Origin of the sequence: Bacillus sp. S71, assembly GCF_016625265.1 — a bacterium.
GTDB classification, from domain to species: Bacteria; Bacillota; Bacilli; order Bacillales; family Bacillaceae_G; genus Bacillus_A; species Bacillus_A cereus.
This window is the reverse complement of the sequence record NZ_JACVUW010000025.1, coordinates 1-22,188: the sequence shown is the minus strand read 5'-3', so window position 1 is coordinate 22,188 and position 22,188 is coordinate 1. Positions and strand designations below refer to the sequence as shown.

Below are 22,188 nucleotides of genomic sequence, written 5' to 3'. Positions count from 1 at the left end.
ATTATTTTTCTTCTTCTTTAACAACGATATGACGAAGGATGTCTTCGTTGATCTTAGCTAAACGGTCGAATTCGTTAATCGCTTCTGCGTTAGAGTTCACGTTTAAGATCATGTAGAAACCTTCACGTAAGTCGTTGATTTCGTAAGCTAAACGACGCTTACCCCACTCTTTCGTGTTAATGATTTCTGCACCATTGTTTGTTAAAACACCTGCAAAACGTTCAACTAAAGCTTTTTGAGCTTCTTCTTCAACGCCAGGACGAATGATGTACATAATTTCGTACTTTCTCATTACACTTTCACCTCCTTTTGGTCTAAACGGCCCATAATGGGCAAGGAGCAATTAATTTATAGTAATTACTCACGAGTTTAGATTATATCATAGTAAGTTATATGAATCAACTCACCAATACATAAAAAACTTGGCAAACATATAATATATTCGCCAAGCTCATATCTTTATTTTTCCTAGGAAATATTAGATTAAACGTTAAAACGGAAGTGCATAACATCTCCGTCTTTTACGATATACTCTTTTCCTTCTAAACGTACTTTTCCAGCTTCTTTTGCAGCTGTCATAGAACCGTTTGTCATTAAGTCATCGTAAGAAACTGTTTCTGCACGAATAAATCCACGCTCAAAGTCTGTATGAATAACACCAGCACATTGTGGTGCCTTCATACCTTGTTTAAATGTCCAAGCACGTACTTCTTGAACGCCAGCTGTAAAGTAAGTAGCAAGTCCTAATAGGTCATATGCTGCACGAATTAATTGATCTAAACCAGACTCTTCAATACCTAGTTCTTCAAGGAATACTTTTTTCTCTTCCTCGTCTAATTCAGCGATTTCTGATTCGATTTTTGCACATACAACGATTACTTGAGAATTTTCATTTTCTGCAAATTCTTTTACCATTTGTACGTATTTATTTTCCGAAGGATCGATAACATCGTCTTCACTTACGTTCGCTACGTATAACATTTCTTTTGTTGTAAGTAAATGAAGGCCTTTAACAATCTTCATCTGCTCTTCTGTAAATTCAACAGTACGAGCCGGTTTCCCCTCTTCAAAAGCCTCTTTTAAACGAACTAAAATTTCATGCTCATATACAGCTTCTTTATCTTTTTGTCTTGCTAATTTCGCAACACGCTCGATACGCTTATCAACAGACTCTAAGTCCGCTAAAATTAGCTCTAAGTTGATTGTTTCGATATCATCAATTGGATCTACTTTCCCTGAAACGTGCGTAATATTTTCGTCTTCAAAACAACGAACAACTTGGCAAATTGCATCTACTTGACGAATGTGAGATAAGAATTTATTTCCTAAACCTTCACCTTTACTAGCACCTTTTACGATACCTGCAATATCAGTAAACTCAAATACAGTCGGAACAGTCTTTTTCGGTTCTACTAATTCCGTTAATTTATTTAAACGCTCATCTGGTACTTCTACAATCCCTACGTTTGGATCAATTGTACAGAATGGATAGTTTGCAGATTCTGCTCCTGCTTGTGTAATTGCATTAAATAAAGTGGACTTACCTACGTTAGGTAATCCAACAATCCCAGCCGTTAATCCCATATTTTTCACTCCTATGTCTCAATCTTTCATCATTATAGATAGTAACGAAAAAAATGACAAGTTTCCGCCAAACGAAAAAAAGTAACAGTTACCTACTGTAACTGTTACTCTCCCTCTATTCTTCGTGCTTCACAAGTATTTTTTTCACCTTACGATCAAACTCTCTTCGAGTAATCATTACTGAATGGTCACATCCCTCGCACTTAATACGGATATCCATTCCCATACGAATAATTTTCCAACGATTCTCGCCACATGGATGTGCTTTCTTCATTTCCACAACATCGTACAAGTTATATTCCTTTTGCTCCACTCTTCAAACTCCTCTCCATACTAAATTGCTTTTCCACTAACCAATTCTTCACGATTGTATAAAACCATACGTGGATATGGAATTTCAATTCCATGTAAATCAAGACGATTTTTAATCTCTTTACGAAGTGCCCTTGCAATAACTGCATGTTGCATCGGCTCTACTTCAGCGATAACGCGTAATATAACTTCTGATGCAGCTAACGTTTGCACACCTAATAATTGAGGTGTTGTTACCATTTTTTCATACTTTGAAGGTAACTCTACTAATAAATCTTCAATAACCTGTTCTGCTTTCGCAATATCAGCCTCATATGAAATAGATACATCAACAAACGCTACACTATTACTAACTGAGTAGTTAGTAACTTGAATAATACTTCCATTTGGTAAAGTATGAATTTCACCTGTCCAACTCTTTACTTTCGTTGTACGAAGTCCAATTTCTAAAACGACTCCTTCAAATTGACCGATTTTAACATAATCGCCAACTGAAAACTGATCTTCTAGCAAAATAAATAAACCTGTAATAACATCTTTCACTAAACTTTGAGCACCAAATCCGACTGCTAAACCAATTACCCCAGCACCCGCTAATAAACCTGATGCATTAATATCAAACACACCTAAAATCGCAATTAGCATAATGAACATAACAACATACGCTACAATATTTTCAAGTAATTTCGCCACTGTAACTGTACGACGTTCTGAAATTTGAATTGGAGAACGGCTCCCCATACGAAACGCATTTCGTACAACCGCTCTTGCAATTCGCACAACAACTGCACCAATTATTAAAATAATACATATTTTTAATGTCGCAACTCCAATATGAGCCCAACGATCAGCATCTAATAAATACTGTTTCGTAGAATTAAACCACTTCGTTAATAAATCCATGTACCTCTACCTCTCTAGCTAAAATTTCTTTTTAGTTATCCTTATTATTGTATCAGAAGTCCTCTAATTGCTGAAAAAATTTTATGATTTTAATCCTATTTTATCCCCGCCATTCAGGTATAAAATGGAACGAATATATATATACTAGTACTATTATTTCCGTTTTCATTCACATTTTGCAAAAATTACGCACTTATAGCTTTCCATTTTTCTCACCATATAACATATATTGAAAATTTATTAAAAGGATGGGTGCTTCATGAACATTGGAAGTTTTCGCTTACCATTTTTTGAGAAAGAAACTCAAAACGTTATGCACCAAGATCTAGAAGCCTCTGAGATAATCAGTAATTTCTTACTTACCCATATTCCTATTAAAACTAATATACCACTCATTCTCGTTTGTATCGGAACAGATCGTTCTACAGGTGACGCACTCGGCCCGTTAGTTGGTACAAAACTTGAACAAATAGACATAAAAAACCTCCAAATATTCGGTACACTCGATGAGCCAGTACATGCACTAAATTTAGAAGAAAAAATTCAGAATATACAGAAAGAACATCCTACTGCATTTATAATTGCTGTTGATGCATGTTTAGGAAAGTCCCAAAATATTGGGTCAATCACTACTGGAAAGGGACCTAGTAAACCTGGTGCTGCTATGAATAAGAAATTACCTGCAGTTGGTGATCTGCATATACACGGTATCGTCAATCTAAATGGGTTTATGGAGTTTTTCGTTCTTCAAAATACAAGATTAAGTTTAGTCATGAAAATGGCTGATGTAATCGCACAAAGTATAAAAGAGACGGATCAAAAATTATCCGCATTAAAAAAAGCAAACCATCTATAAATAATAAGATGGTTTGCTTTTTAATTTTTCTGTGCTAATAGTTCTAAAATACGATTTAAATCTTCTTTATTAAAAAATTCAATTTCGATTTTACCTTTTTCTTTTTTCGTCTCTTTAATTTTCACATCTGTGCCAAACTTTTCTCTTAAGAACGTTTCACGTTCTACGAAAAATATATTTCGCTCTTTTTTCACTTTTTTTGTTTCACGTGAAACGTGTTGATTAATCTCTTGGACGATTTTCTCTAATTGACGAACATTTAATCCTTCTTTTTCAATGCGTTTCAATAAGGACTTCAATTGTTCTTCGTCTTTTATCGTAAGTAAAGTTCTCCCATGAGCCATTGAAAGTTGACCATTTGCAATCATATCTTGGACGAACGAAGGGAGGCTTAATAACCGAGTATAATTTGCAATGTAAGGTCTGCTTTTGCCAAGACGTTTCGCTAATTGTTCTTGCGTTACATTTAGCTCATTCATTAACATCTGGTATGCCATTGCCTCTTCCATAGGATTTAAATCTTCTCGTTGTAAGTTTTCTAACAAAGCAAATTCCATCATTTGCTGTTCAGTTAATTGTCTTACAACCGCAGGTACCTTTTCTAAACCAGCCTCTTTTGCAGCACGAAATCGTCTTTCACCTGCAACGATTTCATATCCTTTAATACTCTTTCTAGCAATTAATGGTTGTAGAATACCGTGTTCCTTAATCGAAATTGCTAATTCCTGAATAGCCTCTTTATTAAAGTGTTTACGCGGTTGATATGGATTTGGCCTTAATTCAGTTACAATAATCTCCTGAATTTTTTCCTCTTCTTTCACATCTAAATCAGGAAAAAACACATTAATTCCTCTTCCTAATCCTTTAGCCACCTGCAATCACTTCCTCTGCTAAATCTATATATACTTCTGCTCCTCTTGATTTAGCGTCATACTGCATAATAGGTTTCCCATGACTTGGAGCCTCGCTCAAGCGTACATTACGCGGAATAATCGAGCGATATACTTTATCCCTAAAATACTTTTTCACTTCATCTATAACTTGGATCCCTAAATTTGTACGAGCATCCAACATTGTTAACAATACGCCTTGAATTGCTAAATTTTTATTTAAATGTTTTTGTACAAGTCGAACTGTATTTAATAGCTGACTTAATCCTTCTAGTGCATAATATTCACACTGTACAGGAATAATAACAGAATCTGCTGCTGTTAATGCATTAATCGTTAATAACCCTAAAGACGGGGGACAGTCGATAATAATATAATCATATTCATCACGAACTGGCTGTAATGCTCTTTGCAAACGTACTTCCCGGGAAATAGTCGGTACCAATTCAATTTCAGCACCAGCCAATTGAATTGTAGCGGGTAGAACATCTAAGTTTTCAGTTGCGGTTTTCTGTATAACCCCTTGAACATCTGCATCTTCCACAAGAACGTTGTAAATACATTGATCTAATTCAGATTTTTCAATTCCCACACCAGTCGTTGCATTTCCTTGAGCATCAATATCTACAAGAAGGACTTTTTTACCTACTTGCGCCAATCCAGCCCCTAAATTAACAGATGTTGTGGTTTTTCCAACACCGCCTTTTTGATTAGCAATAGCAATGATTTTTCCCATGATGTCACCTACTTTCAACCTTTCTATCTTATTCTAGTAACAATTACGTTTATTGTAACATGAAATAAAACTTTTTCTTTTACGTCCTTTATTAAACTTCAAAATTTATTTCTAAACTCCTTCTTCATTTAACAAGAAAATATAGTAAAAGAGACCTCTCCAATAGGATAAGGTCTCTAACACGTCATTATTATTTTTTCTTTGGAATTTTAATTGTAATTTGATAGTACTCATCAAATTCTTCTTCCTCAGAATTAACATTTAAACCACTTTCAGTAACCATTTGTAAAGATTGTCTAATTGTATTCATAGCAATCCTCGTATCTCGACTTACTGCTTTTTGCTTTGCCTTACGCTTCGGTTTTGCTTCCTCTAGTAACTTCGCAATTCGTTCTTCTGTTTGCTTTACATTCAGTTGTTTCTCCACAATTTCCTGTAAAACCTTCAGTTGTAATTCCTCATTTTTTAAAGGAATGAGAGCGCGGGCATGACGTTCTGTAATGCTTTTTTCTAATAATGCACTTTTTATTTCTTCAGGCAACTTTAACAATCGCAACTTATTTGCGATTGTAGATTGTCCTTTTCCAAGTCGTTGTGCCAATGCTTCTTGTGTTAAATTATGTAACTCAATCAGCTTTTGATATGCCACAGCTTCCTCGATTGCCGTTAGTTCCTCACGTTGCAAGTTTTCAATTAAAGCTACAGAAGCTGTCTCTGTATCATTTAAGTTCTTTATAATTGCAGGAACCTTTTCCCAACCTAACTTTGTTGCCGCGCGAAAACGTCTTTCTCCAGCAATAATCTCATACTTATCGTCCTCATATTGCCTTACAACAATCGGCTGAATAAGTCCATGTGTACGAATCGTTAATGCTAGCTCATCAATACGCGCATCATCAAAAACTGTTCTTGGTTGATAACGGTTAGGGGTAATATTTACTATCGGAATTTCTTGTATTTCCTCATATACCTTTTTATCTATCTCTTCATGGCTTTCGTCTTGTAATTCGAATTCGCTCTCTTTATCTCCAAAGCCAAATAAACGAGAAAACGTATTTTTCATACATATTCCACCACCTTTTAGGCCTATTGACTATTCTCCATAAAATGTTTCCTATGAAACATTTACGTTTTCATTTATATAATTTAATCTTACGTCTAATAAGATTTATTTTTCAATAGGTAATTTATTGGGTGTTCCCGGTTTGCGTGGATATTTCTTTGGTGTCTTGCGCTTTTTCTCGATTAATAAAATATTACGTTCACTCTCTTCAAACGGTAATTGGAACGTAGACATCTCTTTTAACTCTCCGCCTAGAACCTCTAAAGCATACTTGCCATTTTCGATTTCTTCGTTTGCTGCTGCACCTTTCATTGCAATGAATGTTCCTCCAACTTTTACAAGTGGTAAACATAGCTCACTTAATACAGAAAGACGCGCAACTGCACGTGCCATTACAATATCGTATGATTCACGTACACCTTCTTTTTTCCCAAATGTTTCAGCACGATCATGACAAAATGCAACATCACTTAATTCTAACTTTTGTGCTAAGTGATTTAAGAAATTAATACGTTTTTGCAATGAATCTACAATTGTTACTTTTAAGTGCGGGAAACAGATTTTTAAAGGAATACTTGGGAATCCAGCCCCTGCACCAACATCACAAATTGAGAATGGTTTTGAAAAATCATAATAAAAAGCAGCTGTAATGGAATCAAAAAAGTGTTTTAAGTATACTTCTTCTTTTTCTGTAATAGCCGTTAAGTTCATTTTTTCATTCCACTCTACTAATGTTTCAAAGTAGATTTTGAACTGCTCTAATTGTCTAGAAGAGAGGGTGATTCCCTTCTCTTCTAGCATAGATTGAAATTGTTCTATGTTCATCTAGCAATATCTCCTTACTATGTTATTGGTTCGATACGCGCGCAATTTTTCCTTGTTCTATATACACAAGTAAAATGGAAATATCCGCTGGATTTACGCCAGAAATACGTGAAGCCTGCCCCATTGAAAGTGGACGAACATCTTTCAATTTCTGTCTAGCTTCTGAAGCAAGGCTAGAAATCGCGTCATAATCAATATCTACAGGGATTTTTTTACTCTCCATTTTCTTCATTCGCTCTACTTGCTGTAAAGATTTTTCAATATATCCTTCGTACTTAATCTGAATTTCAACTTGTTCTGTAACTTCATCACTTAATTCTACTTCACTTGGTACTAAAAGATGAATATGCTCATATGTCATCTCTGGACGACGTAATAAGTCACTTGCACGTATTCCATCTTTCAATTCACTTCCGCCAATATTGCGAATTAATTCTTGAACTTCAGGACGTGGTTTAATAATAATGCTGCTTAAACGTTCCTTTTCCTGTTCAATTTGTAATTTTTTATTTGTAAATCGCTCATATCGCTCTTCTTTAATTAATCCAATTTCACGACCAACTTCAGTTAAACGAAGATCAGCATTATCGTGGCGTAATAATAGACGGTATTCTGCACGAGACGTTAATAAACGATATGGTTCATTTGTACCTTTCGTTACAAGATCATCAATTAAGACACCAATATAAGCATCCTCGCGGCCTAAAACAACTTCTTTTTTACCTAAAGAACGGCATGCTGCATTAATCCCAGCCATAAGCCCTTGTCCTGCCGCCTCTTCGTAACCAGAAGTTCCATTAATTTGTCCTGCTGTATATAAATTTTTAATCTTTTTCGTTTCAAGTGTTGGCCATAATTGTGTTGGCACAATTGCATCATATTCAATCGCATAACCTGTGCGCATCATTTCAACATTTTCTAGGCCTGGAATTGTTCTAAGCATGTCACGTTGTACATCTTCTGGTAGGCTTGTGGATAAACCTTGTACATATACTTCTTGTGTATTACGCCCTTCTGGCTCTAAGAAAATTTGATGACGTGGTTTGTCATTAAATCTTACTACTTTGTCTTCAATAGAAGGACAGTACCTAGGGCCTGTTCCTTTAATCATACCAGAATACATAGCTGAACGATGTAAATTTTCATCTATTAAACGGTGTGTTTCTGTACTTGTATATGTCAACCAACATGGAATTTGATCCATAATAAATTTCGTTGTTTCAAAAGAGAACGAACGCGGCTTATCATCACCTGGTTGAATTTCTGTTTTACTGTAGTCAATTGTATTACTGTTTACACGCGGAGGTGTCCCTGTTTTAAATCTAACAAGATCAAATCCGAGCTCCTCTAAATGCTCAGATAATGTAATAGACGGTTGTTGATTATTTGGACCGCTTGAATATTTTAAATCGCCCATGATAATCTCGCCACGTAAAAATGTTCCAGTCGTAATTACAACGGTTTTCGCTGTATATTCTGCACCAGCTTGTGTAACTACCCCTTTACATATACCTTCTTCAACGATTAAACGCTCTACCATTCCTTGGAACAACGTTAAGTTTGGTGTTTCTTCAATTGTTTTCTTCAATTCATGTTGGTAAGAGAATTTATCAGCTTGCGCTCGAAGTGCACGTACAGCTGGACCCTTACCTGTATTTAGCATACGCATTTGAATATGAGTTTTATCAATATTACGTCCCATTTCTCCGCCTAATGCATCAATTTCACGAACAACAATCCCTTTTGCTGGTCCACCAACAGAAGGGTTACATGGCATGAATGCTACCATATCTAAGTTAATTGTTAACATTAATGTTTTTGAGCCCATTCGTGCTGCCGCAAGACCAGCTTCACATCCTGCATGACCTGCACCGATTACTATGACATCGTATGAACCGGCATTGTATCCCATTGTTTATTCCTCCTAATAATCTCTATCTTTCTAAAACATCACTATATTATTTTCCTAAACAAAATTGAGAGAACAACTGGTCAATTAGGCTTTCATGGACTGTGTCACCAGTAATTTCACCAAGTATTTCCCACGTTCTTGTTAAATCAATTTGCACCATATCAATTGGTACACCATTTTCTATTGCCTCAATTGCATCACCGATTGTTTGTCCCGCTTGTGTTAATAATCCAATATGTCTCGCATTAGAAACATATGTCATATCTGTAGAATCGATTGTTCCTTCAAAGAATAAATCAGCTATTGCCTTTTCGAGTTCATCTATTCCTTGTTCCTCAATTAAGGATGTTGTAATAACACGATTTCCCTCGGCTAACTCTGTAACACGTTCCATATCAATCGCTTGCGGTAAATCAGTCTTATTCACAATAACAATAAAGTCTTTTCCTTGTACCGCATGGAATAGATCTTCATCCTCATTTGTTAAAGCCTCGCTATAGTTGACAACAACTAATACTAAATCTGCTTGGCTCATCATTTCTTTTGAACGCTCCACACCAATTCGTTCAACAACATCTTCTGTCTCACGAATACCGGCTGTATCTATAAGTTTAAGAGGTACGCCACGCACATTAACGTACTCTTCAATAACATCACGAGTTGTTCCTGCAATATCAGTTACAATTGCTTTTTTCTCCTGAACAAGGCTATTTAATAACGATGATTTCCCAACATTAGGCCTACCGATAATTGCTGTAGCAATACCTTCACGTAAGATTTTCCCTTGTTTTGATGTTTCTAATATTTTTTCGATTTCCGAACGAACATGCGTTGCTTTCTCAATTAAAATATTATGTGTCATCTCTTCTACATCATCGTATTCTGGATAATCTATATTTACCTCAACATGAGCTAATGTTTCTAATATTTCTTGACGTAAGCGACCAATTAATTTAGATAATCGCCCTTCCATTTGATTAATTGCTACATTCATCGCACGATCTGTTTTTGCTCGAATCAAATCCATAACAGCTTCTGCTTGTGATAAATCGATACGTCCATTTAAAAAAGCACGTTTTGTAAATTCGCCCGGTTCTGCCAATCGTACTCCTTGCGCTAGAATAAGTTGCAATACTTTATTTACTGAAACAAGTCCGCCATGACAGTTAATTTCCACTATATTTTCACGTGTAAAAGTCCTCGGTGCGCGCATAATAGACACCATAACTTCTTCAATAACTTGATTTGTATCTAAATCAACGATATGACCATAATGAATAGTATGAGAAGAAACCTCTGTTAAATCCTTCCCTTTAAAAATACGGTCAACTTTCTCAACCGCATCATCCCCACTTACTCGAACAATGGCAATTGCACCCTCTCCAAGCGCTGTGGAAATCGCAGCAATTGTATCAAATTCCATGTCCTTTCACCTCACTTGCTTATTTATCTCTATTTCAACATGATTATTTCTTTCACTAAATTATTAGGATACCATAACGAACCTATCTACAAAAGAAGAATAACTCATTTTATTATATCCCCATGTAAAAAACACTAAACTTATTCACAGTGGATAAGTTTAGTGTTTTTTAGTTATCCACATCTATTTTTCGCTCAAAAAAACCGGCACTCATTTGAGCAACCGGTCATTTAGGAGATATTACAACATGCCGATGTGGTTCATTTCCTTCAGAAGTTGTTTTGATACCTTGATGATTTGATAATGCCTGATGAATAATTTTTCGTTCAAAAGATGGCATCGGTTCTAAAATAACTCTTTTTTTCGTATTAGATACTTGTTTCGCTAATCGATAAGAAAGTGATTCTAACGTACTTTTTCTTTTACTACGATAATTTTCAGCATCTAGTGTAATACCGATATACTGCTTCGTGTTACGATTTGCGACAAGTTTTGTTAAATACTGTAAAGAGTTCAATGTATTACCTCTTTTTCCAATTAAAACTCCTACATCATCACCAGAAATTGTAAATTCAATCTCGCGTCCTTTTACAATTTTACTAATTTCAACTTCCACACCCATATTGTGAATAACATTTCTTAAATATTCTTCACATTCCTGAATTGGATCTTTCTTCAATACAACTTCTACTACTGCAGGACGATTCCCAAATAAACCTAAGAACCCTCTTTTACCCTCATCGACAATATTTATATCTACTCGATCTTTTGATGTGTTTAATTGCCTTAAAGCATCCTCTACTGCCAGCTCGACTGTTTGTCCTTTAGCAGTAATTATACTCACTTGCTTGAGCCTCCAGCTTTGTTAGCCTTAATCTCTGGCCCTTTGATAAAGTACATTTGAGCAATACCAAAGATATTACCAACAACCCAGTAAAGTGATAATGCAGCTGGGAAGTTAATTGCAAAGATTAAAATCATAATCGGCATAAGCCAAAGCATCATTGCCATTTGCGGATTTTGACCAGCTGTTCCTGCCATTGCAAGCTTTTGCTGAATAAATGTCGTAATTGCCGCAACAACTGGTAAGATATAGAACGGATCTGCCTGTCCTAAATCAAACCATAAAAATGTATGTTCACTAATTGCTGTTGTTCTCATAATCGCATGATAAAACGCGAATAAAATAGGCATCTGAACAAATATCGGTAAACATCCTGCCAATGGATTTACACCATTCTTTTGATATAACTGCATCATTTCTTGTTGTAGTTTTTGCTGCGTTGCTTGATCTTTAGAACTATATTTCTCTTTTAACTTCACCATTTCTGGTTGTAACGCTTGCATTGCCTTTGTACTCTTCGTTTGTTTAATCATTAATGGTAATAATGCAAAACGAATGATAAGAGTTGTAATAACAATTGCTAAACCGTAATTACTGTTAAATAAGTCGGCAAAATACGTGATTAACTGAGAAAGTGGATATACGAAATATTCATTCCAAATCCCAGTACTTTTCGATGTAATCGGCTGACCCGTTTCACTACAACCGGTGGCAATCGCCATTAATGCAACGACCATGGCTAGTAAACCTAATTTCTTTTTCAAAGCCTACTCCTCCTTGTATCGGTATGTATATAGTGTAATTCATTTCCTTACGCTACTTTTTTATTCTTTTCATACCAGAGCGTTTAAAGACATGAATTAAGCTTTTCTTTACTTCTTCATATGTCATCTCTGCACAAGGCTTCCTTGCTATTATAACAAAATCTTTTCCAGAATCTATCTCATCTTTTAACTCTGTAATAGCCTGACGGACCATGCGCTTAATTCGATTACGAACTACTGCATTTCCTATTTTTTTGCTAACAGAAAGGCCGATGCGAAAGTTTGGCTGTTCTTCTTTATCTAATTGGTATACAACAAACTGACGATTCGCATTTGATTTTCCTTTTTGAAAAACCGCCTGGAATTCATCATTCTTCTTTATACGATGTTTTTTCTTCATATCAATTGACACTCCTGTATTTCATCAGCGGAAATTCACTATTATTAGAAAAAAAGACCACTGAACGATCAGTGGTCTACGCAGATAATACTTTTCTTCCTTTACGACGACGAGCTGCTAGCACTTTACGTCCGTTCGCTGTGCTCATACGGCTGCGGAAACCATGTACTTTGCTGCGCTTACGTTTATTTGGTTGGTAAGTTCTTTTCATTATATGACACCTCCCTGAGGAATATCTGTTAAAGACAGTCCTATAAATTATAGTTAATTAACTAGGAAAATGTCAATGGTTCTAGAAATTTTCATCAAATATTCATTTTGAACCTATTCACATACTTTTTCACAGCATCTATATTCCCTTGTGGATAAATGTTTTTTCACGTTTTTTATATCCACAAACTTTTTTCCCACTTTTACACAGTATATCGTGTTGTGGACAAGTTTATTCCACAAGGTATTGATTTTGTGGATAACTTTCTTAAATTCATTGCTATAGCCACTTTTTTTTGATATTATAGTTGTGTTTTCACTTTGAATAAGTTTTCCACACCTTTATCTTATCCACAATTTGTGTATAACATGTGGACAGTTTTAATCACATGTGGGTAAATAGTTGTCCACATTTGCTTTTTTTGTCGAAAACCCTATCTCATATACAAACGACGTTTTTAGGTTTTAAAATACGTTTCGTATAAATATACATTTTATATTTATTAGGTTGTACATTTGTTGCGCAACCTTATTCTTTTACCATCTTAGTAAAGGAGGGACACCTTTGGAAAATATCTCTGATTTATGGAATAGTGCCTTAAAAGAATTAGAAAAAAAGGTAAGCAAGCCTAGTTATGAAACATGGTTAAAATCAACAACGGCTCATAACTTGAAGAAAGACGTATTAACGATTACAGCTCCAAATGAATTTGCTCGTGACTGGCTAGAATCTCATTACTCAGAACTAATTTCGGAAACACTATACGATTTAACAGGGGCAAAATTAGCAATTCGCTTTATTATTCCCCAAAGTCAATCGGAAGAGGACATTGATCTTCCTCCAGTTAAGCGGAATCCAGCACAAGATGATTCAGCTCATTTACCACAGAGCATGTTAAATCCAAAATATACATTTGATACATTTGTTATCGGCTCTGGTAACCGTTTTGCCCATGCAGCTTCATTAGCTGTAGCCGAGGCGCCAGCTAAAGCGTATAATCCACTCTTTATTTACGGGGGAGTTGGGCTTGGAAAGACGCATTTAATGCACGCAATTGGTCATTATGTAATTGAACATAATCCAAATGCAAAAGTTGTATATTTATCATCAGAAAAATTCACGAATGAATTTATAAACTCTATTCGTGATAATAAAGCTGTTGATTTTCGTAATAAATATCGCAACGTAGATGTTTTATTGATAGATGATATTCAATTTCTTGCTGGAAAAGAACAAACTCAAGAAGAGTTTTTCCATACATTTAATGCATTACACGAAGAAAGTAAACAAATTGTAATTTCTAGTGATCGACCACCAAAAGAAATTCCAACTTTAGAAGATCGTCTTCGTTCTCGCTTTGAATGGGGACTTATTACAGATATTACGCCGCCAGATTTAGAGACAAGAATTGCAATTTTACGCAAAAAGGCAAAAGCTGAAGGGCTTGATATACCAAATGAAGTTATGCTTTATATCGCAAATCAAATTGATTCAAATATTCGTGAATTAGAAGGTGCACTTATCCGAGTTGTAGCTTATTCATCTTTAATTAATAAAGATATTAATGCTGATTTAGCAGCTGAAGCACTTAAAGATATTATTCCAAATTCTAAGCCGAAAATTATCTCTATTTATGATATTCAAAAAGCTGTCGGAGACGTTTATCAAGTAAAATTAGAAGATTTTAAAGCGAAAAAACGCACAAAATCAGTTGCGTTTCCTCGCCAAATTGCAATGTATTTATCACGCGAACTTACGGATTCCTCTTTACCAAAAATAGGTGAAGAATTTGGTGGACGTGATCATACAACAGTTATCCATGCCCATGAAAAAATTTCTAAACTACTAAAAACCGATACGCAATTACAAAAGCAAGTTGAAGAAATTAATGGTATTTTAAAGTAGTAGCTGAATAGTGTGAATAACTTACCTTGTTTTACGCACAGTCTATCCACATGTAGATAGACTGTTTTTACATCCTTCAAAGGGGTTATCCACATATCCACAGGCCCTATTACTATTACTACTATTTTTTATCTTTATTAATTAAATAAAATCTTATACTTACCGGAGGTTTTTCTTTATGCGTTTTACAATACAAAAAGACTATCTTGTAAGAGGTGTACAAGATGTAATGAAGGCAGTTTCTTCTCGTACAACAATCCCTATCCTTACGGGAATTAAAGTTGTAGCTACTGAAGAAGGGGTTACATTAACAGGAAGCGATGCTGATATTTCTATTGAATCGTTTATTCCAGTCGAAGAAAATGGAAAAGAAATCGTAGAAATAGCTCAATCAGGAAGCATTGTTTTACAAGCAAAATATTTTAGTGAGATTGTAAAAAAACTACCTAAAGATACTGTCGAAATTTCTGTGGAAAATCATTTTATGACAAAAATAAAATCTGGAAAATCAGAATTTAACTTAAATGGTTTAGATTCTGCAGAATATCCGTTATTACCACAGATTGAAGAACATCATGTATTTAAGATACCAACAGATTTACTTAAGCATATGATCAGACAAACTGTATTTGCAGTTTCTACTTCTGAAACAAGACCAATCTTGACAGGTGTAAACTGGAAGGTATATAACAGCGAGTTAACTTGTATTGCAACAGATAGTCATAGACTAGCACTTCGAAAAGCGAAAATCGAAGGACATAATATTGCAGATGAATTTCAAGCTAATGTTGTTATCCCAGGTAAGAGCTTAAATGAATTAAGTAAGATTCTAGATGAGTCTGAAGAAATGGTGGATATCGTTATTACGGAGTATCAAGTATTATTCCGTACAAAACATTTATTATTCTTCTCAAGATTGTTAGAAGGAAATTATCCAGATACAACACGTTTAATTCCAGCAGAGAGTAAAACGGATATTTTTGTGAATACAAAAGAATTCCTACAAGCAATTGATCGTGCTTCACTATTAGCGAGAGATGGCCGCAATAACGTTGTCAAATTATCAACTTTAGAGCAAGAAATGCTAGAGATTTCTTCGAATTCACCAGAAATCGGAAAAGTTGTCGAAGAAGTACAATGTGAAAAAGTGGATGGAGAAGAGTTAAAAATATCTTTTAGTGCAAAATATATGATGGATGCATTGAAAGCCTTGGATAGTACAGAGATTAAAGTTAGTTTTACTGGGGCGATGAGACCGTTCTTAATTCGTACAGTAAATGATGATTCAATTATTCAATTAATTTTACCAGTTCGTACTTACTAGGTAAGGAATAAGGGTTGCTAGTTTAAAGATGCTAGTGGCCCTTATTTGATTTTTGGGTATTACTTTCCTAATGTTAGTTTATTTAGTACAATGAAAGAATGAACACTTTCAGAAAGTGAGCGATTTTATGAAACATATTAAAATTTCAACAGAGTATATTACACTAGGACAATTTTTAAAGTTAGCTGATGTAATTGATACAGGTGGCGCTGTAAAATGGTTTTTACAAGAATATGAAGTGTACGTGAACAACGAACTTGAAAATAGAAGAGGTCGCAAACTATATGCGAATGATGTTATTGAAATTCCAGGAAGCGGAACTTTCCAAGTTCAGGCATAAAGGGGGAGCCCTTTGTTTATTTCAGAAATACAATTAAAAAACTATCGCAATTATGAAAAATTAGAGCTTTCCTTTGAAGATAAGGTAAATGTAATTATCGGCGAAAATGCACAAGGGAAAACAAACTTGATGGAAGCTATTTATGTTTTAGCGATGGCGAAATCTCATAGAACCTCTAATGATCGCGAACTTATCCGCTGGGATGAAGAGTTTGGTCAAATAAAAGGGAAATTACAAAAAAGAAACAGTTCTTTGTCTTTGGAATTAAATATTTCGAAAAAAGGTAAAAAGGCAAAATTAAATCAACTTGAACAACAAAAGTTAAGTCAATATATTGGCGTGATGAACGTTGTCATGTTTGCCCCAGAAGATTTAAATCTTGTAAAAGGAAGCCCTCAAGTAAGAAGACGCTTTTTAGATATGGAATTAGGACAAATAGCTCCTGTATATTTGTATGAATTAAGTCAATATCAAAAGGTGCTCACGCAACGAAATCACTTGTTGAAAAAAATGCAAGGGAATAGTAAGAATGAGGAAACGATGTTGGATGTATTTACCCTTCAACTAATTGAGCATGGTGCAAAAATACTGCAAAAACGTTTTGAATTTTTGCATTTGCTACAGGAATGGGCAGCTCCAATTCATCGCGGTATAAGCCGTGGATTAGAAGAGTTAGAAATTGTCTATAAACCAAGTGTAGATGTATCAGAATCAATGGATTTGTCGAAAATAAAAGAAGTATACTATGAAAGTTTTCAATCTGTGAAACAACGTGAAATTTTCCGTGGTACGACTTTAATTGGTCCTCATCGTGATGATTTACAATTCTTCGTTAATAGTAAAAATGTTCAAGTCTTTGGTTCGCAAGGACAACAACGAACGACCGCACTATCCCTAAAATTAGCTGAAATTGAATTAATTTATTCAGAGGTTAAAGAATATCCAATCCTTTTACTGGATGATGTTTTATCAGAATTAGACGATTATCGTCAATCACATCTGTTAAATACAATTCAAGGAAAGGTGCAAACATTTGTTACAACGACGAGTGTCGACGGAATTGAACACGAAACATTAAAAGATGCGAAAACAATTCATGTAACGAACGGCACGGTAGATTGTGAAATAGATAGGGCATAAACCCCTGTTTAAATGGAAAAGTAGGTGATCTTTGTGTCAATGGAACAAAAACAAATGCAAGAAAATGCATATGATGAAAGTCAGATACAGGTACTTGAAGGACTAGAGGCAGTTCGGAAACGTCCGGGTATGTATATTGGATCTACGAGTGGGAAAGGACTTCACCACCTTGTATGGGAGATTGTCGATAATAGTATCGATGAAGCGTTAGCAGGATATTGCGATGAAATTAACGTTAGTATCGAAGAAGATAATAGTATTCTTGTAACGGATAATGGACGTGGTATTCCAGTTGGTATACAAGAAAAAATGGGACGTCCTGCAGTAGAGGTTATTATGACTGTCCTCCACGCTGGTGGTAAATTTGGCGGTGGCGGTTATAAAGTTTCTGGTGGTTTGCACGGTGTTGGTGCATCTGTTGTAAATGCCTTATCAACAGAATTAGAAGTATTTGTACATCGTGATGGCAAAATCCATTACCAAAAATACGAAAGAGGTATTCCGGTTGCAGATTTAAAAGTCATCGGTGATACAGATAAGACTGGAACAATAACTCGCTTTAAACCGGATCCAGAAATTTTTAAAGAGACGACAGAATATGAATTCGATACGCTAGCGACTCGTATGCGTGAGTTGGCGTTTTTAAATCGTAATATTAAATTAACAATTGAAGATAAACGTGAACATAAGCAAAAGAAAGAGTTCCACTATGAAGGTGGAATTAAATCATATGTTGAACATTTAAATCGTTCAAAACAACCAATTCATGAAGAGCCTGTATATGTAGAAGGTTCAAAAGATGGTATTCAAGTTGAAGTTGCGCTTCAATATAACGAAGGATATACAAATCATATTTACTCATTTACAAATAATATTCATACGTATGAAGGTGGTACACATGAGGTAGGATTTAAAACTGCCTTAACACGTGTGATTAACGATTATGGTCGTAAAAATAACATTTTAAAAGATGCGGATAGTAATTTGACTGGTGAAGATGTTCGTGAAGGTTTAACAGCAATCGTGTCAATTAAACATCCAAATCCACAATTTGAAGGGCAAACGAAGACGAAACTTGGAAATAGTGAAGCGAGAACGATTACGGAGTCAGTATTCTCTGAGGCTTTTGAAAAATTCTTACTGGAAAATCCCAATGTTGCACGTAAGGTTGTAGATAAAGGGACGATGGCAGCACGTGCGCGTGTAGCAGCTAAAAAGGCTCGTGAGCTAACTCGCCGAAAGAGTGCTTTAGAAGTTTCAAGTTTACCAGGGAAATTGGCAGATTGTTCTTCTAAAGATCCAGCAATTAGTGAAATTTATATCGTAGAGGGTGACTCTGCGGGTGGATCTGCAAAACAAGGACGCGATCGTCATTTTCAAGCAATTTTACCGCTGAAGGGTAAAATTATTAATGTTGAAAAGGCACGCTTAGATAAGATTTTATCAAATGATGAAGTTCGTACAATTATTACGGCGATTGGTACAAATATTGGTGGGGACTTCGATATCGAAAAAGCACGCTATCATAAAGTTATTATTATGACCGATGCTGATGTTGATGGTGCGCATATTCGTACCCTATTATTAACGTTCTTCTATCGTTATATGCGTCAAATAATTGAGTGTGGATATATATATATCGCACAGCCACCTTTGTTTAAAGTGCAACAAGGTAAAAAAATTCAATATGCTTATAATGATAAAGAACTTGAAAAAATATTAGCTGAGTTACCAGCCCAGCCGAAACCAGGAATTCAACGTTATAAAGGTCTTGGAGAGATGAATCCAACTCAGCTATGGGAGACGACAATGGATCCAGAAGTACGTTCGTTACTTCAAGTTTCCCTTCAAGATGCAATAGAAGCAGATGAAACATTTGAAATTTTAATGGGTGATAAAGTGGAACCGCGTCGTAACTTTATCCAAGAGAATGCAAAATACGTGAAAAACCTTGATATTTAAATGAGTAATGACAGGAATCTAAGTATTCCTGTCTTCTACATATAAATCAATGTATGTGTAACGGAAATGTAAGAGGAGGTGCTCGTTGATGTCAGACAATCAACAACAAGCACGAATTCGAGAAATTAATATTAGTCATGAAATGCGTACCTCATTTTTAGATTACGCAATGAGTGTTATCGTATCTCGTGCATTACCAGATGTTCGTGATGGATTAAAACCTGTGCATCGTAGGGTTTTATATGCGATGAATGATTTAGGAATTACAGCTGATAAAGCGTATAAGAAATCAGCACGTATTGTCGGTGAAGTAATCGGTAAGTATCACCCTCATGGAGATTCAGCCGTTTATGAAACAATGGTACGTATGGCGCAAGATTTCAGTCAACGTTATATGCTTGTAGATGGGCATGGTAACTTCGGTTCTGTAGATGGAGATTCAGCAGCGGCAATGCGTTATACAGAGGCAAGAATGTCTAAGATTTCTATGGAATTAATACGTGATATTTCAAAAAATACAATTGATTACCAAGATAACTACGATGGTTCGGAAAGAGAGCCGATTGTATTACCAGCGCGTTTCCCTAATTTATTAGTAAACGGTACGACAGGTATTGCAGTTGGTATGGCAACAAATATTCCGCCGCATCAACTTGGCGAAGTAATTGATGGTGTGTTGGCATTGAGCCATAATCCAGATATCACTATCGCGGAATTAATGGAATATATTCCTGGACCAGACTTCCCGACATCAGGTTTAATCTTAGGGCGAAGTGGCATCCGTAGAGCTTATGAAACAGGACGAGGTTCTATTATGCTTCGTGCCAAAGTTGAAATTGAAGAGAAATCAAATGGTAAACAATCTATTATCGTAACGGAACTACCTTATCAAGTTAATAAGGCACGATTAATTGAAAAAATCGCAGAATTAGTTCGCGATAAGAAAATTGAAGGTATTACAGATTTACGTGATGAATCAGACCGAAATGGTATGCGTATTGTCATGGAAGTACGTCGTGACGCTAATGCAAACGTACTATTAAACAATCTATATAAACATACAGCACTTCAAACAAGTTTCGGTATTAATATGTTGTCTCTTGTAAATGGAGAGCCTCAAGTACTAAACTTAAAACAAAACTTATATCATTATTTGGAACACCAGAAGGTAGTAATCCGTAGACGTACTGCTTATGAATTAGAAAAAGCAGAGGCACGTGCCCATATTTTAGAAGGATTACGAATTGCTTTAGATCATCTTGATGAAGTTATTACGTTAATTCGTAGTTCAAAAACGGCTGATATTGCAAAGCAAGGCTTAATGGAACGTTTCGGTTTAAGTGAGAAACAAGCGCAAGCGATTTTAGATATGCGTCTGCAACGCTTAACTGGATTAGAACGTGAAAAAATCGAGCAAGAATATCAAGACTTAATGAAATTAATTGCTGAATTAAAAGCGATTTTAGCAGATGAAGAGAAAGTTCTTGAGATTATTCGTGAAGAATTAACAGAAGTAAAAGAGCGTTTCAATGATAAGAGACGAACAGAAATTACAATTGGCGGTATGGAATTTATTGAAGATGAAGATTTAATTCCTGAGCAAAACATTGCGATTACGTTAACTCATAACGGTTATATTAAGAGGTTACCAGCTTCTACGTACAAAACACAGAACCGTGGGGGACGTGGTGTACAAGGAATGGGTACGAATGATGATGACTTTGTTGAACACTTATTAACAACGTCTACTCATGATCATATTTTATTCTTTACAAACAAGGGTAAAGTATACCGTACGAAAGGATATGAAATCCCAGAGTATAGTCGTACTGCAAAAGGGCTACCAATTATTAACCTATTAGGGGTAGATAAGGGTGAGTGGATCAATGCCATTATTCCAATTCGTGAATTTGGTGACGACCAGTTCTTATTCTTTACAACGAAACAAGGTATTTCTAAGAGAACGCCACTTTCATCATTTGCAAATATACGTACAAACGGTTTAATTGCAATTTCGCTTCGTGAAGAAGATGAAGTGATTTCTGTACGTTTAACATCTGGCGATAAAGATATTATCGTAGGGACAAGCAACGGTATGTTAATTCGCTTCAATGAACAAGATGTACGTTCTATGGGCCGTAATGCAGCTGGTGTAAAAGCTATTACATTAGGCGAAGAGGACCAAGTAGTAGGTATGGAAATTGTTGAAGAAGATACGAATGTTTTAATTGTAACGAAAAACGGGTATGGTAAGCGTACTCCAGTTGAAGAGTATCGACTACAAAGCCGTGGTGGTAAAGGTCTTAAGACTTGTAACATTACAGATAAAAACGGTAAGTTAGTAGCGGTTAAGTCTGTAACAGGTGAAGAAGATATCATGCTAATTACAGCCGCAGGCGTTATTATTCGTATGCCAGTTGATCAAATCTCTCAAATGGGACGTAATACACAAGGTGTTCGTCTAATTCGTTTAGAGGATGAGCAAGAGGTAGCGACAGTAGCAAAAGCACAGAAAGATGAAGAAGAAGAATCTAATGAAGAGGTTTCTTCTGAAGAATAAGAGGGGGATTTTCCCCCTCTTATTTTTTTATAATAATACTTGCATAGTAATAGAAAAGTCTATATAATAGGCAGAGTCAGCAAATGAGAGATACAAATTATCTTAAAAAACTTGTTGACGAAAATAATATACTATGATATATTATAAAAGTCGCTGAAACGCGATATTGAACTTTGAAAACTAAACGAAACAAACAACGTGAAACGTCAATTTTTATTTTTAGATGCTAGACAA

21 protein-coding genes are annotated in these 22,188 nt (G+C 35.4%); 7 read left to right on the top strand and 14 right to left on the bottom strand.

The features are described from left to right. Window position 1: 1 nt before the first annotated feature. The 4 genes from rpsF to IBT51_RS26455 all read right to left on the bottom strand — a co-directional run bounded on the left by rpsF (window position 2) and on the right by IBT51_RS26455 (window position 2,799). The gene (gene rpsF, locus IBT51_RS26470; RefSeq protein ID WP_001233781.1) at window positions 2–292 is read right to left on the bottom strand and encodes a 30S ribosomal protein S6; all 291 of its coding nucleotides are present in this window, start codon (window positions 290–292) and stop codon (window positions 2–4) included. Window positions 293–483: 191 nt separating this feature from the next. After that, window positions 484–1,584 (bottom strand): redox-regulated ATPase YchF, encoded by a 1,101-nt coding sequence (gene ychF / locus IBT51_RS26465; RefSeq protein WP_000524670.1) that lies wholly within the window; start codon window positions 1,582–1,584, stop codon window positions 484–486. A 115-nt stretch (window positions 1,585–1,699) separates the two neighbouring features. Next, window positions 1,700–1,897, bottom strand: coding sequence for a DUF951 domain-containing protein (locus tag IBT51_RS26460; protein ID WP_000435486.1), 198 nt, complete (start codon window positions 1,895–1,897; stop codon window positions 1,700–1,702). Window positions 1,898–1,917: 20 nt separating this feature from the next. Continuing rightward, entirely contained in the window at window positions 1,918–2,799 is an 882-nt protein-coding gene (locus tag IBT51_RS26455) for a mechanosensitive ion channel family protein (RefSeq protein ID WP_000365111.1), read from the bottom strand. Window positions 2,800–3,058: 259 nt separating this feature from the next. On the opposite strand from IBT51_RS26455, the gene yyaC reads away from it, so the two are divergent. Next, window positions 3,059–3,655: a spore protease YyaC gene (gene yyaC, locus IBT51_RS26450; RefSeq protein WP_053563259.1), complete on the top strand. Its 597-nt coding sequence runs from the start codon at window positions 3,059–3,061 to the stop codon at window positions 3,653–3,655. 20 nt (window positions 3,656–3,675) lie between these two features. Here the strand turns inward: yyaC and spo0J are convergent, their stop codons facing one another. From spo0J to rpmH, 10 genes are all read right to left on the bottom strand, one after another. Further along, entirely contained in the window at window positions 3,676–4,527 is an 852-nt protein-coding gene (gene spo0J, locus IBT51_RS26445; RefSeq protein WP_088022557.1) for a stage 0 sporulation protein Spo0J, read from the bottom strand. Beyond that, the gene (soj, locus tag IBT51_RS26440) at window positions 4,520–5,281 is read right to left on the bottom strand and encodes a sporulation initiation inhibitor protein Soj (protein WP_000516114.1); all 762 of its coding nucleotides are present in this window, start codon (window positions 5,279–5,281) and stop codon (window positions 4,520–4,522) included. The genes spo0J and soj overlap by 8 nt, the downstream gene beginning before the upstream one ends. A gap of 190 nt (window positions 5,282–5,471) precedes the next feature. After that, window positions 5,472–6,344 carry a nucleoid occlusion protein gene (noc, locus tag IBT51_RS26435; protein WP_000799016.1) on the bottom strand — a complete coding sequence of 291 codons (873 nt, stop codon included), beginning with the start codon at window positions 6,342–6,344 and terminating at the stop codon, window positions 5,472–5,474. A gap of 105 nt (window positions 6,345–6,449) precedes the next feature. After that, entirely contained in the window at window positions 6,450–7,169 is a 720-nt protein-coding gene (rsmG, locus tag IBT51_RS26430; protein ID WP_001019628.1) for a 16S rRNA (guanine(527)-N(7))-methyltransferase RsmG, read from the bottom strand. A gap of 22 nt (window positions 7,170–7,191) precedes the next feature. After that, entirely contained in the window at window positions 7,192–9,081 is a 1,890-nt protein-coding gene (gene mnmG, locus IBT51_RS26425; RefSeq protein ID WP_000541052.1) for a tRNA uridine-5-carboxymethylaminomethyl(34) synthesis enzyme MnmG, read from the bottom strand. Between the two features lie 46 nt (window positions 9,082–9,127). Continuing rightward, on the bottom strand, window positions 9,128–10,504 hold the full coding sequence (mnmE, locus tag IBT51_RS26420) for a tRNA uridine-5-carboxymethylaminomethyl(34) synthesis GTPase MnmE (RefSeq protein WP_000393762.1): 1,377 nt from the start codon (window positions 10,502–10,504) through the stop codon (window positions 9,128–9,130). Between the two features lie 226 nt (window positions 10,505–10,730). Continuing rightward, a complete protein-coding gene (gene jag, locus IBT51_RS26415; RefSeq protein WP_000022795.1) occupies window positions 10,731–11,348 on the bottom strand; it encodes an RNA-binding cell elongation regulator Jag/EloR in 618 nt (205 codons plus the stop codon). Next, window positions 11,345–12,112 (bottom strand): YidC family membrane integrase SpoIIIJ, encoded by a 768-nt coding sequence (spoIIIJ, locus tag IBT51_RS26410; protein WP_000727740.1) that lies wholly within the window; start codon window positions 12,110–12,112, stop codon window positions 11,345–11,347. Before spoIIIJ ends, jag begins: the two co-directional genes overlap by 4 nt. 52 nt (window positions 12,113–12,164) lie before the next feature. Continuing rightward, window positions 12,165–12,512: a ribonuclease P protein component gene (rnpA, locus tag IBT51_RS26405; protein ID WP_000726621.1), complete on the bottom strand. Its 348-nt coding sequence runs from the start codon at window positions 12,510–12,512 to the stop codon at window positions 12,165–12,167. 76 nt (window positions 12,513–12,588) lie between these two features. Further along, window positions 12,589–12,723: a 50S ribosomal protein L34 gene (rpmH, locus tag IBT51_RS26400; RefSeq protein ID WP_000831901.1), complete on the bottom strand. Its 135-nt coding sequence runs from the start codon at window positions 12,721–12,723 to the stop codon at window positions 12,589–12,591. Window positions 12,724–13,287: 564 nt separating this feature from the next. On the opposite strand from rpmH, the gene dnaA reads away from it, so the two are divergent. The 6 genes from dnaA (at window position 13,288) to gyrA (ending at window position 21,954) form a co-directional block, all read left to right on the top strand. Next, complete coding sequence (gene dnaA, locus IBT51_RS26395) at window positions 13,288–14,628, top strand: chromosomal replication initiator protein DnaA (RefSeq protein WP_000428028.1); 1,341 nt, start codon at window positions 13,288–13,290, stop codon at window positions 14,626–14,628. 178 nt (window positions 14,629–14,806) lie between these two features. After that, window positions 14,807–15,952, top strand: a complete 1,146-nt coding sequence (dnaN, locus tag IBT51_RS26390; RefSeq protein ID WP_001212886.1) for a DNA polymerase III subunit beta — start codon at window positions 14,807–14,809, stop codon at window positions 15,950–15,952. A 127-nt stretch (window positions 15,953–16,079) separates the two neighbouring features. After that, window positions 16,080–16,292, top strand: a complete 213-nt coding sequence (gene yaaA, locus IBT51_RS26385) for a S4 domain-containing protein YaaA (RefSeq protein ID WP_000680510.1) — start codon at window positions 16,080–16,082, stop codon at window positions 16,290–16,292. A gap of 12 nt (window positions 16,293–16,304) precedes the next feature. Then, complete coding sequence (recF, locus tag IBT51_RS26380) at window positions 16,305–17,432, top strand: DNA replication/repair protein RecF (RefSeq protein ID WP_000470755.1); 1,128 nt, start codon at window positions 16,305–16,307, stop codon at window positions 17,430–17,432. 39 nt (window positions 17,433–17,471) lie between these two features. After that, window positions 17,472–19,394, top strand: coding sequence for a DNA topoisomerase (ATP-hydrolyzing) subunit B (gene gyrB / locus IBT51_RS26375; RefSeq protein ID WP_000435980.1), 1,923 nt, complete (start codon window positions 17,472–17,474; stop codon window positions 19,392–19,394). Window positions 19,395–19,482: 88 nt separating this feature from the next. Beyond that, complete coding sequence (gene gyrA / locus IBT51_RS26370; protein ID WP_001282866.1) at window positions 19,483–21,954, top strand: DNA gyrase subunit A; 2,472 nt, start codon at window positions 19,483–19,485, stop codon at window positions 21,952–21,954. Window positions 21,955–22,188: the final 234 nt, after the last annotated feature.

Coding starts and splice junctions, on each gene's coding strand:
- rpsF (WP_001233781.1), bottom strand. CDS start 292: ATGAGAAAGTACGAAATTATGTACATCATTCGTCCTGGCGTTGAAGAA.
- ychF (WP_000524670.1), bottom strand. CDS start 1,584: ATGGGATTAACGGCTGGGATTGTTGGATTACCTAACGTAGGTAAGTCC.
- IBT51_RS26455 (WP_000365111.1), bottom strand. CDS start 2,799: ATGGATTTATTAACGAAGTGGTTTAATTCTACGAAACAGTATTTATTA.
- yyaC (WP_053563259.1), top strand. CDS start 3,059: ATGAACATTGGAAGTTTTCGCTTACCATTTTTTGAGAAAGAAACTCAA.
- soj (WP_000516114.1), bottom strand. CDS start 5,281: ATGGGAAAAATCATTGCTATTGCTAATCAAAAAGGCGGTGTTGGAAAA.
- noc (WP_000799016.1), bottom strand. CDS start 6,344: ATGAAAAATACGTTTTCTCGTTTATTTGGCTTTGGAGATAAAGAGAGC.
- rsmG (WP_001019628.1), bottom strand. CDS start 7,169: ATGAACATAGAACAATTTCAATCTATGCTAGAAGAGAAGGGAATCACC.
- mnmG (WP_000541052.1), bottom strand. CDS start 9,081: ATGGGATACAATGCCGGTTCATACGATGTCATAGTAATCGGTGCAGGT.
- mnmE (WP_000393762.1), bottom strand. CDS start 10,504: ATGGAATTTGATACAATTGCTGCGATTTCCACAGCGCTTGGAGAGGGT.
- rnpA (WP_000726621.1), bottom strand. CDS start 12,512: ATGAAGAAAAAACATCGTATAAAGAAGAATGATGAATTCCAGGCGGTT.
- rpmH (WP_000831901.1), bottom strand. CDS start 12,723: ATGAAAAGAACTTACCAACCAAATAAACGTAAGCGCAGCAAAGTACAT.
- dnaN (WP_001212886.1), top strand. CDS start 14,807: ATGCGTTTTACAATACAAAAAGACTATCTTGTAAGAGGTGTACAAGAT.
- yaaA (WP_000680510.1), top strand. CDS start 16,080: ATGAAACATATTAAAATTTCAACAGAGTATATTACACTAGGACAATTT.
- gyrB (WP_000435980.1), top strand. CDS start 17,472: ATGGAACAAAAACAAATGCAAGAAAATGCATATGATGAAAGTCAGATA.
- gyrA (WP_001282866.1), top strand. CDS start 19,483: ATGTCAGACAATCAACAACAAGCACGAATTCGAGAAATTAATATTAGT.